Origin of the sequence: Streptomyces sp. RKND-216, from assembly GCF_004795255.1 — a bacterium.
In the GTDB taxonomy this organism is placed as follows: Bacteria; Actinomycetota; Actinomycetes; order Streptomycetales; family Streptomycetaceae; genus Streptomyces; species Streptomyces hazeniae.
In genome coordinates this window covers 3,735,578-3,747,500 of sequence record NZ_SSBQ01000002.1, presented here as the reverse complement: position 1 = coordinate 3,747,500, position 11,923 = coordinate 3,735,578, and the positions used below count along the sequence as shown (strand labels likewise).

The following is an 11,923-nucleotide window of genomic DNA, read 5'->3' as shown; positions in this document are numbered from 1 at the left end:
CCCTGTCGCTTTCCTTCGAAAAGGTGGCGACCTCGAAGCTTCAGAAGTTCAGTGATGATGCTCCCACGCTGACCGCGTTTGGGGCAACTTCACCAATCTACACCCCCTGGAGCACCGCGTCAACGGTTCCCTGGGGGCTCGGAAAGCGTAGCAGGTTGATCGCCCCCGATGCACATCAGGCGACGACGGGCGCCTCGGCCGTCCTGTCGGCCGCTTCGACGTCTCCCGTCTCGCCCGCGCGAGCGGCCCGGCGGCCCACCGCGTAGACGTAGACGAGGAACGCGACTTCCGCGGCGACTCCGACGGCGATGCGTGCCCACGTCGGCAGGCCGGAGGGGGTCACGAAGCCCTCGATGGCGCCCGACACCGCCAGCACGGCGGCCAGGCCGAGAGCCATGCCCAGTGCGGATCTGCCCTCTTGCGCGAGCGCGGCTCGTCGGGTTCGCGGTCCGGGGTCGATCACGGTCCACCCGAGTCTCAGGCCCGTTCCGGCGGCGACGAAGACGGCGGTCAGTTCGAGGAGGCCGTGGGGGAGGACCAGACCGAGGAAGGTGTCCAGCCGCCCTGCGGAGGACATGAGTCCGATGCCGATGCCGAGGTTCAGCATGTTCTGGAACAGCACCCACAGGACGGGGATGCCGAGCAGCACACCGAAGACCAGGCAGATCGCCGCCGCGCGGGCGTTGTTCGTCCACACCTGGGCCGCGAAGGAGGTCGCCGGATGACTGGAGTAGTAGGACTCGTACTGGCCGCCCGGGCGGGTCAGCTCCCGTAGTTCGTCCGGCGCGGCGATGGCCGCCTGGATCTCCGGGTGCGCGCCGATCCACCAACCGAGAGCAGCTGCCACGACCGTGGAGAGCAGCGCAGTGGGGACCCACCAGTGCCGCGCGCGATAGACAGCAGCCGGGAATCCGGCCGCGAAGAAGCGCCCGACGTCGCGCCAGGACGACCGGCGGGCGCCCGTCACGGTGCTGCGGGCCCGGGCGACGAGGCTCGTCAGGCGGCCGGTGAGCTCCGGGTCGGGCGAAGCAGACCTGACCTGGGAGAGATGGGTCGAGGTGCGCTGGTAGAGAGCGACCAGTTCGTCGGCCTCGGCGCCGGTCAGCTTGCGACGGCGGCGCAGCAGCGTCTCCAGGCGCTCCCAGTCCGCGCGGTGGGCAAAGACAAAGACGTCCAGGTCCATGCGGAGAGCTTGGCAGACTCGTTGGCGGGGGCGGCAGACTGTTGCTACCCGGAGCGACGACGTTCCGGCCGGGACCGGTGCCGCATCGAGGCGGAGGCCGTCGGTTCCGGGTTCAGGTTCCGGGGATTCATCGGTGGGCGAGGAGGGTGTGCCGGGTGAACGAGCTGGTGACGGGGGACGCGGTCGTCCTCGGGCTGCGGCCGGCGCGCCTGCCCAGCCGCGCCTGCGCGGTGCTGATCGACCTGCTGCTCGTGTGGTCGCTGTACGTCGCGCTGTCCCTGCTGCTGCTCAGCACCGTCTCCTCGCTGGACCTTGCGGCGGTGGCGGCGGTGCAGGTGGCGCTGTTCCTGCTGGTGCCGGTCGGGCTGCCGATCGCGGTCGAGACGCTGAGCCGCGGGCGGTCGGTGGGGAAGCTGGTGTTCGGCCTGCGCGTGGTGCGGGAGGACGGCGGCCCCGTGCGCTTCCGGCACGCGCTGACCCGTGGTGCCGTCGGGGTCGTGGAGATCCTGCTGACCTCGGGGGTGGTGGCGTGCGTCGCGTCACTGGTGTCGGAGCGTGGCCGACGGCTCGGCGACGTGTTCGCGGGGACGCTGGTCGTGCGGGAGCGGGTACCGTCCGTGCGCTCCGAGCAGGCTCCGCCGCCTCCGGTCCGGCTGGAGGGACGCTTCGCGGGGCTGGATCTGTCCGGGGTGCCGGAGGGGCTGTGGCTGGCGGTCCGGCAGTACCTGATGCGCGCGGGCCAGCTGGATCAGGCGGTGAGCCGGGGGATGGCGGAACGGCTCACGGCCGACCTCGCTGCCTGCACCGGCGCGCCGCCTCCTGCGGACGTGCCGCCACCCCACTACCTCGCGGGCGTGCTGGCGGAACGGCAGGCACGGGACGCCCGGCGCGCTTTCGGCCCGGCGGGCGCCGGAGCCGCGCGGGGAACGGCCCCGCGCTACGTCGGGGCCCCGGCGGCAGGAGCCGCCCCGTCGGCTGCGCCGTCCCTCGGACAGCGGTGGACTCCGCCGGGCGGGGACGCGCCCCGGGGTGGCTGCGGGGCGGGTGCCCGGTCCGCGGCTGCTCGCCGCTCTCAGGACCGGGCCGTGGACGGCGGCACGTCACCGGGCCCGGGCACCGGGTTCGTCCCTCCGGCCTGAGCGTCGCCGCGCGGGCGGCACGGGCCTCACGCCTCCCGGGGGTCCTCCCCGTGGGTCTGGTCGGGGTCCTGGTCGGGGTCCTGGTCATGATCCGCGAAGCCGGCGGGGATCTCCGGGAAGGTGGACGGCGGCGATTCCAGGTCCTCCAGCTCGACGCCCGGGGCTGCGAGCACCACGTCCCCCGCGAGGTGCACGGGTTGCTCCTCGCCGGTTTCCAGGTCGGTGACCTGGTAGTTCTCCACCGTTAGCGGGTCGTTGTCGGTGGCGTGTGCTTCCGTGGAACGCAGGTGCCAGGACCGGTCGAGGGTGCGGGGCGCGAGAACGGGGGGTGCGAAGGAGACGAGGCGAACGCGGGTGGCGGGGGCTCCGGGCCTGGGTCGCAGCAGGCGGGCCGTCGCCACGAGGAAGGCGGGGGAAGCTCCGGTGAAGCCGTGGGCCTTGGCGTTCCCCTCCTGCGCGTGCCGCCCGGCCGGGTCGGTGCGGACCCAGGTGACGCCGTCCATCGTGGCGCCGCGCACCTGCCAGTCACCGGCCCGCAGTTCGAGGCGAAGAGTGCGCCCGAGGGTGTCGAGGGTGAGGTCGACGGAACCGGCGGGATCGCCGGAGGGGGTGAGGAGCTGGGAGACGTACCTCCAACCGGAAGGGCCGGTGGCGCAGTGGAAGTGCTCCTCGCCGAGCGGGGCGTGGTCGTCGGGGTCGTGGAGGGAGTAGCGGCCGCGAGGCATGGCAGCGAGCCTACGTGCGTGCGCAAACGGGTACGCGCGGCGCCTGCCGACCGGCCGTGCCGGCCCGGCGGGCGGCCCGCGTGCGACGGGCGCAGGCCCCCGACCGGGAGGTCGGGGGCCTGCGGGGTGTGCGGTGGGCGGGGCCGGACGGACGGGCCCGGCCCGGCCGCTCAGTACCGGTAGTGGTCCGGCTTGTACGGGCCCTCGACGGGCACGCCGATGTAGTCCGCCTGTTCCGGGCGGAGCTCGGTCAGGCGGGCGCCCAGCGCCTCCAGGTGGAGGCGGGCGACCTTCTCGTCGAGCTGCTTGGGGAGCACGTACACGCCGGTGGGGTAGGCCTCCGGCTTGGTGAAGAGCTCGATCTGCGCGATGGTCTGGTTCGCGAACGAGTTGGACATCACGAACGACGGGTGGCCGGTGGCGTTGCCCAGGTTCAGCAGGCGGCCCTCCGACAGCAGGATGATCTTCTTGCCGTCCGGGAACGTCCAGGTGTGGACCTGCGGCTTCACCTCGTCCTTGACGATGCCCTCGATCGCGGCGAGGCCGGCCATGTCGATCTCGTTGTCGAAGTGGCCGATGTTGCCGACGATCGCCTGGTGCTTCATCCGGGCCATGTCGCCGGCCATGATGATGTCGCGGTTGCCGGTGGTGGTGATGAAGAGGTCCGCGGTGTCGAGGACGTCCTCGAGCCGAGCCACCTGGTAGCCGTCCATTGCGGCCTGGAGTGCGCAGATCGGGTCGATCTCGGTGACGATCACGCGGGCGCCCTGGCCGCGCAGGGACTCCGCGCAGCCCTTGCCGACGTCGCCGTAGCCGCAGACCACGGCGACCTTGCCGCCGATCAGGACGTCGGTGGCCCGGTTGATGCCGTCGACGAGCGAGTGGCGGCAGCCGTACTTGTTGTCGAACTTCGACTTGGTCACCGCGTCGTTCACGTTGATCGCCGGGAACAGCAGCGTGCCGGCCTGGTGCATCTCGTAGAGGCGGTGCACGCCGGTGGTGGTCTCCTCGGTGACCCCGCGGATCTCCGATGCCAGCTGCGTCCACTTCTGCGGGGTCTCGGCCAGCGTGCGGTTCAGCAGCTGGAGGATGACCCGGTGTTCGTCGTTCTCGGCGGTGTCGACCGAGGGGGCCGCGCCGGCCTTCTCGTACTCGACGCCCTTGTGGACGAGGAGGGTGGCGTCACCGCCGTCGTCCAGGATCATGTTCGGGCCGCCGGTCTCGGCGCCCGGCCAGGTCAGTGCCTGCTCGGTGCACCACCAGTACTCCTCCAGCGTCTCGCCCTTCCAGGCGAAGACGGGGACGCCCTGCGGGTTCTCGGGAGTCCCGTCCGGGCCGACGGCGACGGCCGCCGCCGCGTGGTCCTGGGTGGAGAAGATGTTGCAGGAGGCCCAGCGGACCTGCGCGCCCAGGGCGGTGAGGGTCTCGATGAGCACGGCCGTCTGCACGGTCATGTGCAGCGAGCCGGTGATCCGGGCGCCGGCCAGCGGCTGCTGAGCGGCGAACTCCTCGCGAATCGCCATCAGGCCGGGCATCTCGTGCTCGGCGAGGGTGATCTCCTTGCGGCCGAATACGGCCTGAGAGAGGTCTGCGACCTTGAAGTCGTGCGTCGACGTCGTGGCGGTCGTCGTCATGCGAACTGCATCTCCTCGGGGATGTCGAGGTAAGGCTGACTGTCCGTGCCGCGGCGCTTTCACGAGGCACACGCCGACGCGCGTGACGCATCACGACGCACGTGTCCCCTGCCCGCAGCCCAGTCCGTCGGAGGCCCTCTCTCCCTCGGTGGCCCGATCGTCCGGGCCGCCCGACCGCCATCAGCAGCGACGACTGTGTTGCTACGAATCTACACCGCCCGTCCAGTCGAACGGATGGGGTGGGGGAAACGCAAGGGCGGCTCGGGCTTCCGCCCGGCCGCCCTCACGCGTTCCCGCAGGTCAGACTCCGGCGTCCGCCTTCTCGGTGGCCGGCCGGTAGATGTCCGGTTCTAGGTAGATCACCCGAGCGATCGGCACCGCCTCGCGAATACGGGCCTCCGCCGCGTCGATCGCGCGGGCGACGTCGGCGGCCGAGTCGTGGTGCCGGACGGCGATCTTGGCCGCCACGAGCAGTTCCTCCGGGCCGAGGTGCAGAGTGCGCATGTGGATCACGCCGGTCACGGTCTCCTCGTCGACCAGCACCTCGCGGATCGCGCGGACCTGCGACGCGTCCGCGGACTCGCCCAGCAGCAGCGACTTGGTCTCGGCGGCGAGCACGATCGCGATCAGCACCAGCAGGACGCCGATGCAGATGGTGCCGAGGCCGTCCCAGAAGGAGTCGCCGGTGAGCACCGCGAGGCCCACGCCGAGGAGCGCGAGGAAGAGGCCGACGAGCGCGCCCAGGTCCTCCAGCAGCACGACCGGAAGCTCCGGCGCCTTGGCCCGGCGCACGAACTGCGTCCAGGTGAGGGAGCCGCGGACCGCGTTGGACTCCTGGATGGCGGTGCGGAAGGAGAACGCCTCCGCGATGATCGCGAAGACCAGCACGCCGACCGGCCACCACCAGTTGCTGAGTTCGTGGGGGTGAACGATCTTCTCGTAGCCCTCGTAGAGGGCGAAGACGCCACCGACCGAGAAGAGCACGATGGAGACGATGAAGCTGTAGATGTAGCGCTCGCGCCCGTAGCCGAACGGGTGCTCCTCGCTGGCGGTCTTCTTCGCCTTCTTGCCGCCGACCAGCAGGAGCGCCTGGTTGCTCGAGTCAGCCAGGGAGTGAACCCCTTCGGCGAGCATCGAGGACGAGCCGCTGAAGGCGAACGCCACGAACTTGGCCACCGCGATGGACAGGTTGGCTGCCAGGGCGGCGACGATCGCCTTCGTTCCGCCTGATGCACTCATGTGCGAAGGGTCCCTTTCTGGTGGAGGCCCAGCCGCCTCGTGTCAGACGGCCACTGTGGCGCGGAAGATCGTACCTTCGCCGGAAACGCGCGGACAGGCGGAGGCCGGAAGGTAGACGGATCGCCCCCGGGCCAGGCGGAGTTCGCCGCCCGGCTCCCCCGTGGTGCCGGACGGGTCCCCGCCCGCCGCGGCCTGCTGCCCCGCCTCGTCGACGAGGGTCACCTCCCCGTCCGTGCACAGCACGATCTGCGCCGCCGGCGCGTTCAGGCTCCGCGGTGCGCCGCCCGCCGCGAGGACGTGCCGGGACAGCCGGAACTCGCCGACGGGCGTCCGGTACACCTCCGCACCGTCAGCGTCGGCCTCGGGCACCAGCACACCCGGCCCGGTCGCCTCGAACCGCACAACGCGCAGCAGTTCGGGCACGTCCACGTGCTTCGGTGTGAGGCCGCAGCGCAGCACGTTGTCCGAGCTCGCCATGATCTCCACGCCCAGCCCGGACAGGTAGGCGTGCGGCACCCCGGCGTCGAGGTAGAGCGCCTCCCCCGGTCGCAGGCGGACGAAGTGGAGCAGCATCGCGGCCAGCAGGCCGGGATCGCCAGGATGGTGGCGCGCGATGCCCGCGTAGGCGGCGTAGTCCTCGGCGTGCGGTCCCGGTTCCCCGGCGAGGCGGCTCGCCGCGGCCGCCGCCTGCCGGACGGTGTCCGCGACCTCGTCACGGTCCGCGGAGAGGACAGCGGTGAGCACCTCGCGCAGGGCGGCCTCCTCGGGGCTGGCCCTCAGGATGTCGGCGTAGGGCTTGAGTCCGTCGACGTCCAGGGCGGCCAGCAGTCCGGCGGCCTCGGCGGCCGGCCGGAAGCCGCACAGCCCTTCGAACGGTGTGAGCGCGGCGAGGAGTTCGGGCTTGTGCTGGTCGTCCTTGTAGTTGCGGTGCGGCGCGTCGCGCGGGATGCCCCGGGCCTCCTCGTCCGCGAAGCCGGCGACGGCCTGCGCAGGGTCCGGGTGCACCTGGAGGGAGAGTGGCTGCGCGGCGGCGAGCAGCTTCAGCAGGAACGGCAGCCGGGGGCCGAAGGCGGCGACCGCGGCCGCGCCCAGCTCGCCCTCCGGGTCCGCGGCGATCACCTCGGAGAGGGGGACCGGCCCGCTGCCCCGGTCGACCAGGGACGGCGCGCCCGGGTGGGCGCCCATCCACAGCTCCGCCTGCGGTGCGCCCGTGGGGTGTTCGCCGAGCAGCTCGGGCAGGGCGGTGGGCGAGCCCCAGGCGTAGGGGCGAACGGTGTTCTGCAGACGGTCCATGGGGTGACGGGCTTTCCGTGCGAGTGCGTGTACGTGCCGCCGGCGGGCCCCGGCCTGGGGTGCGGCGGCGGCCGCACCGCCGCGACGGCCGGGTCAGGATGCGTCGCCGAGAGCGAGCGTGAGGTAAACGGCGGCGAAATCCAGCGTGGCGATCAGTTCCGCGGCGGCCTGCAGGGGGTCGCTGCCCTCGCCGGGCTCCAGCTCGCTGAGCGGCGTGCCCCGCGTGTACGCGAGGTCGCGGGCCGCCACCACGGCGGAGTCCGCGCCGGGCGCGTGCTCGCGGAGCAGCACGACACGGGTGTGCAGTGGTTCCTGTGAGTCGACGCGATCGCGGAAGAAGTCGTCCTCCGCAGATCCTCCGGGGGTGAACGCGTCAGCGAGCAGGCGGCCGTGCACCTCGATCGCCTCCGGCAGCGCGGCCACCAGTGCGGGACGCCCCGCCTGCGCGGCCAGCACGGTGGCGGAGTGCCGGGCGGCGGCGCCCGCGACCGGGCCCTCGCTCCACAGCAGCGGCAGGGCTCCGGCGAGTTCGGCGGCGAGGGTCTTGGCGGGGTTGCCGTACGTCTCCACGGCCGGGCCGCAGCGCTCGGCCACCTCGTCGAGCCGGTCGGCCAGCGCCTCCAGCGCCGCCCACGGCGCTGGAAGCAGGCCGAGTCGGTCGGTCAGCGCGAGGAGGGGGGTGAGCAGGGCCCACAGGGTGCCGGGGGCGGTACGTGCCAGGCCCCCGGTGCCGGTGGGCGCGTCGGCGTCGAGAGAGCCCGCAGACGGGCCGGGGGCCAGGGGTACGGCCAGGCCGTGTGTCTCGGTGACCGCCTCGGCCACCGGCGTGCGGGGCGGGACCACACCGACGACGCTGCAGCCGCGCCGGTACGCCTGGTCGGTCAGCGCGGTGAGGCCCGGTTCGTCGCCGGACGGCGAGGTGAGCAGCAGCAGGTCCAGCGGGCCGGCCCAGCCCGGCAGTGCCCAGCGCAGCGCACCCGGCGCGGGGAGGTCACCGGTGGGGTGCACCAGGTTCACTGTCACGGTGCCGTTGCCCAGGGCGTCGAGGAGTTCCGCGACGCAGGCGGTCACCGGTCCGGGGCCCGCCACCAGGACGGAACGAGGGCGGCCGTCCGGACGCAGGTCGGCGAGGCCGGCCTCGTGGGCCTGCCGTACGGCGGTGCGGACGCGGGCGCCCGACCCGGCGGCGTCGCGCAGCAGGCCGTCGGCGTCGGCGCGGGCGAGTGCGTCCGGGTCGTCCAGCAGCGACTCGTCGAGCATCGTACGGAGCCTCCTGTCGGTCGAACGCGGATGGCGTCGGACGTCGCCGGGGCCGCGCGGCCGTGGGGTGTGCGGGTGTGCCGGCGCGGGGTGCGCTGCCGGTGGGCGGTGCGGGTGCACGGGTGCGGGCACCCGCCGCGGCGCCCGGTGGCGGCGTCAGGCCGGGGTGCGGGCCTCGTCGACGAGCAGGACCGGGATGCCGTCCCGGACCGGGTAGGCGAGGCCGCACGTGGAGCTGGTGCACACCAGCTCGGCGGTGGCGCCGGGCTTGTCGGTGCTCCCCGCCGGGGCCGTGGCGGCCGCCTCCGCGGAGGTCTCCTCCTCGCGGAGCGGGGCGTGGCACGCCGGGCAGGCGAGGATTTGGAGAAGGCCGGCTTCGAGCGGCATGGACGGTCCCTTCGCGAGGCGGGCTCGGCTGTGGGGTCAGGGTACCGCTGCGGGCCGGACGGCCGGGTCGCCCGTAAGGCCGCACCGCAGGGAGCGCTCCGTCCCGCCCGTCCCGTGCCCCTGGGCCATCGCCTCCGGGGCCCCGGTGCACCCCGGCTGCGGCGGCGCGGCACCACCAGGCTGCGCCGTCGAACGACGCGCCACCACAGCCGAGTTGGAGTGCCGCTCCGGAGCGACGGCACCGGGCGGGCGCCCGGGCAGAGAGCCGTACGGGCTCGGCCGCGGGCACCGTCGGACGGAGCGCACCGCCGGCGAGGGCTTCCGCCGCGGTCGGCCGACTGCTCGGCGGGCGAGGAGCCCCTCAGGCGCGGAGGAGGCCGAGGGCCTCGTCGCGGATGCGGGAGACCGTCGCGGCGTCGCGGGCCTCGACGTTGAGGCGCAGGAGGGGCTCGGTGTTGGAGGGGCGGAGGTTGAACCACCAGTCGTCGGCGGTGACGGTCAGGCCGTCGAGTTCGTCGAGGGAGACGCCCTCGCGCCCGGCGTAGGCCTCGCGGACGGCGGCCATGCTGGCGGCCTGGTCGTCGACGATGCTGTTGATCTCCCCCGACGCGGCGTACCGGTCGTAGCGGGAGACCAGGTCGGACAGCGGCCCGTCCTGGCCGCCGAGGGCGGCGAGGACGTGCAGCGCGGCGAGCATGCCGGTGTCGGCGTTCCAGAAGTCGCGGAAGTAGTAGTGCGCGGAGTGCTCGCCGCCGAAGAGGGCGCCGGTGCGTGCCATCTCCTCCTTGATGAACGAGTGCCCGACCCGGGTGCGTACCGGCGTGCCCCCGGCCTCGCGCACGATCTCGGGCACGGACCACGAGGTGATGCAGTTGTGGATCACCGTGGAGCCGGGATCCTTGGCGAGTTCGCGCTCGGCGACGAGTGCGGTGATGGCGGAAGGGGAGACGGGGTCGCCGTCTCCGTCGACGACGAAGCAGCGGTCGGCGTCGCCGTCGAAGGCGAGACCGATGTCGGCCCCGGTCTCGCGGACGCGGGCCTGCAGGTCGACGATGTTCTTCGGGTCGAGCGGGTTGGCCTCGTGGTTCGGGAAGGTGCCGTCCAGCTCGAAGTACAGCGCGTCGAGTTCGAGCGGCAGGCCCTCGAAGACAGTGGGCACGGTGTGGCCGCCCATGCCGTTGCCCGCGTCGACGACGACCTTCAGGGGCCGGATGCTGCGGAGGTCGACGAGGGCGCGCAAGTGGTCGGCGTAGGCGCCGAGCACGTCGCGCCGGGTGACCGTGCCCGGGGTGGCGTCGGTGGCGGGAAGCCCGGACGCGGCCCAGGTCTCGACGCGTGCACGGATGTCGGCGAGTCCGGTGTCCTGGCCGACGGGTGCGGCCCCGGCGCGGCACATCTTGATGCCGTTGTACTGCGCGGGGTTGTGCGAGGCGGTGAACATGGCGCCGGGCAGGCCGAAATGGCCGCTGGCGAAGTAGAGCTGGTCGGTGGAGCAGAGCCCGATCTCCATGACGTCCGCCCCGCGTCCGGCGGCACCCCGGGCGAAGGAGCCGGACAGGCCCGGCGAGGAGGGCCGCATGTCGTGACCGACGACGATCACTTCGGCGCCCGTCACCTGCACGAACGCGGCGCCGAAGAGTTCGGCGAGGTGCTCGTCCCACTGGTCCGGTACGACGCCGCGCACGTCGTACGCCTTCACGATCTGCGACAGGTCTGTCACGGCCACCCTGCACTCCCGAGGTCGACGGCGGGCCGCCAATCTACCCGGCACACCACCGCGGCGCCGGTGGCGGGAGGGCGGCGTCGTCGGTCAGGAGTCGGGGGAGCGCAGCACCCGCAGGTGGCCGCGTCGGGCGACCTCCATCGGGTCGGTGTCGCGGCGCCGCGGCCCGGACGGGTCGGCGGGCGGGGCGTCGGCGCCGGGGCGGCCGCGGGTGCGTGCGGCCTCGCGGACGGCGTCGGCCAGGGCTTCCAGGTCGTCGCCGCTGGGGCGGACGTGCGCCGGGTCGAGGGCGAGCCGTACGACCTCCCAGCCGCGCGGGGCGGTGAGGCGTTCGGAGTGCTCGGCGCACAGGTCGTAGCAGTGCGGTTCGGCGTAGGTCGCGAGTGGCCCGAGGACGGCGGTCGAATCCGCGTAGACGTACGTCAGCGTGGCCACGGCGGGGCGGCCGCACGCGGTGCGTGAACAGCGACGTACAGGACTCACGACGTTGGACGGTACCGCACTTGTGAGCGGGCTGCGACGACTCTCCTTCAGCTCACCCGGCCGTGTCGTCCGCTTCGCCGGAAACGCCCCACTGGTGGGGAGCCGTACTGACCTGCGGCCCGGTCCGGGCCACCGGGCGGACGGGCGGACGGCCCCCGCCGGGCGGGCCGGACGGCGGTCGCGGAGGTGCGGCGAAACGGTCGTTCCGCGCGAGATCACCGGTCGGGGGACGAACGGAGACGGACGGCAAAGCGCACCGGAACGGTCGCCCGGCGACACCTCCGCCCGTCCGTGCGGTCCTTTCCGCCGCACGGGGGCTCCGGAGGGGTGCCGACCCGGGTGGGACGGCTACGCTTTTTCGGTGATGAGCGACGCCGTCCCGCCCCGGGTCTCCGACCGGCGGCCGCGCCACCGGGACCGACACGGCCGCGGCATGCGCGGGCCGGTCGCCCCGCCACAGGTGCCGCTGGCCGTGAGCAGGTCGGAGGCCTTCGACGATCTGGTTCGCGACTCGGCGCACCGGCTGGAGCGGCACTGGCCGCAGCTGGCGGGCGTCGACTTCGCCGTCCAGGAGGTGCCGCGCGCCGACGGCCTGCCCGCCGACGGCGTGACCGTGCCGCTGGGGCGCCTGGTGCCGGCGCACGGACACCGGCCGGACTGCGTGGTGGTCTACCGGCGCCCGGTGGAGCTGCGCACGAAGAGCCGCGACGAGCGCGCGCTGCTGGTGCACGAGGTCGTGGTGGAGCAGGTCGCCGAGTTGCTCGGCCTCTCCCCCGAGTCCGTCGACCCCCGGTACGGACAGGACTGAGCCGGACCGGACTGAGCCGGACCGGTCCGGAGCGGACGGACCGAGGCGG

11 protein-coding genes are annotated in these 11,923 nt (G+C 73.4%); 2 read left to right on the top strand and 9 right to left on the bottom strand.

Translation table 11 applies throughout. The annotated features are described in order from the left end of the window. Positions 1-175: 175 nt before the first annotated feature. A complete protein-coding gene (locus E4198_RS16725) occupies positions 176-1,183 on the bottom strand; it encodes a stage II sporulation protein M (RefSeq protein ID WP_136183869.1) in 1,008 nt (335 codons plus the stop codon). A 155-nt stretch (positions 1,184-1,338) separates the two neighbouring features. On the opposite strand from E4198_RS16725, the gene E4198_RS16720 reads away from it, so the two are divergent. Further along, the gene (locus E4198_RS16720) at positions 1,339-2,322 is read left to right on the top strand and encodes an RDD family protein (protein WP_136183868.1); all 984 of its coding nucleotides are present in this window, start codon (positions 1,339-1,341) and stop codon (positions 2,320-2,322) included. A gap of 26 nt (positions 2,323-2,348) precedes the next feature. Here the strand turns inward: E4198_RS16720 and E4198_RS16715 are convergent, their stop codons facing one another. From E4198_RS16715 to E4198_RS16680, 8 genes are all read right to left on the bottom strand, one after another. Continuing rightward, entirely contained in the window at positions 2,349-3,047 is a 699-nt protein-coding gene (locus E4198_RS16715; protein ID WP_247597717.1) for a hypothetical protein, read from the bottom strand. Between the two features lie 170 nt (positions 3,048-3,217). Further along, positions 3,218-4,681 carry an adenosylhomocysteinase gene (gene ahcY, locus E4198_RS16710; RefSeq protein WP_136183867.1) on the bottom strand — a complete coding sequence of 488 codons (1,464 nt, stop codon included), beginning with the start codon at positions 4,679-4,681 and terminating at the stop codon, positions 3,218-3,220. A 300-nt stretch (positions 4,682-4,981) separates the two neighbouring features. Continuing rightward, a complete protein-coding gene (locus tag E4198_RS16705; protein ID WP_136183866.1) occupies positions 4,982-5,920 on the bottom strand; it encodes a cation diffusion facilitator family transporter in 939 nt (312 codons plus the stop codon). 42 nt (positions 5,921-5,962) lie between these two features. Next, complete coding sequence (gene manA / locus E4198_RS16700; protein WP_136183865.1) at positions 5,963-7,213, bottom strand: mannose-6-phosphate isomerase, class I; 1,251 nt, start codon at positions 7,211-7,213, stop codon at positions 5,963-5,965. A gap of 93 nt (positions 7,214-7,306) precedes the next feature. Further along, positions 7,307-8,473 (bottom strand): SIS domain-containing protein, encoded by a 1,167-nt coding sequence (locus E4198_RS16695; RefSeq protein WP_136183864.1) that lies wholly within the window; start codon positions 8,471-8,473, stop codon positions 7,307-7,309. 156 nt (positions 8,474-8,629) lie between these two features. Continuing rightward, positions 8,630-8,860: a Trm112 family protein gene (locus E4198_RS16690; protein WP_136183863.1), complete on the bottom strand. Its 231-nt coding sequence runs from the start codon at positions 8,858-8,860 to the stop codon at positions 8,630-8,632. 361 nt (positions 8,861-9,221) lie between these two features. Beyond that, a complete protein-coding gene (locus E4198_RS16685) occupies positions 9,222-10,580 on the bottom strand; it encodes a phosphomannomutase/phosphoglucomutase (protein ID WP_136185438.1) in 1,359 nt (452 codons plus the stop codon). Between the two features lie 90 nt (positions 10,581-10,670). Further along, positions 10,671-11,117, bottom strand: a complete 447-nt coding sequence (locus E4198_RS16680; RefSeq protein WP_078528992.1) for a DUF3499 domain-containing protein — start codon at positions 11,115-11,117, stop codon at positions 10,671-10,673. Between the two features lie 313 nt (positions 11,118-11,430). On the opposite strand from E4198_RS16680, the gene E4198_RS16675 reads away from it, so the two are divergent. After that, positions 11,431-11,874: a metallopeptidase family protein gene (locus E4198_RS16675; RefSeq protein ID WP_136183862.1), complete on the top strand. Its 444-nt coding sequence runs from the start codon at positions 11,431-11,433 to the stop codon at positions 11,872-11,874. The last annotated feature ends 49 nt before the right edge of the window (positions 11,875-11,923 follow it).